This is a genomic window from Anaerolineae bacterium (assembly GCA_025062375.1).
Taxonomy (GTDB): domain Bacteria; phylum Chloroflexota; class Anaerolineae; order SpSt-600; family SpSt-600; genus SpSt-600.
In genome coordinates this window covers 261-513 of sequence record JANXAG010000092.1, presented here as the reverse complement: position 1 = coordinate 513, position 253 = coordinate 261, and the positions used below count along the sequence as shown (strand labels likewise).

Sequence of the window (253 nt, the reverse complement as noted above, 5' to 3'; positions counted from 1 at the left end):
CGAAAATTTAGCGGGGCTTAAGCCCGGTACCGAAGCTGCGGGCTCGTAAGAGCGGTAGGGGAGCGTTGTCTGTGGGTTGAAGTTTCACCGTAAGGTGGGATGGACTGCAGACAAGTGAGAATCCTGGCATGAGTAGCAGCGAAGACAGGTGAAAAACCTGTCCGCCGGAAGCCCCAGGTTTTGGCGGCAATGTAAATCATCCGCCAGTTAGCCGGGACCCTAAGGTGAGGCTGAAAAGCGTAGCCGATGGGAA

General features: G+C 55.7%; 1 rRNA gene (running past one end of the window). It reads left to right on the top strand.

What is annotated here, in order from left to right:
- Positions 1-253 (top strand): 23S ribosomal RNA (locus NZ653_10210); its annotated part runs 260 nt beyond the window's last position; the annotation flags it as partial.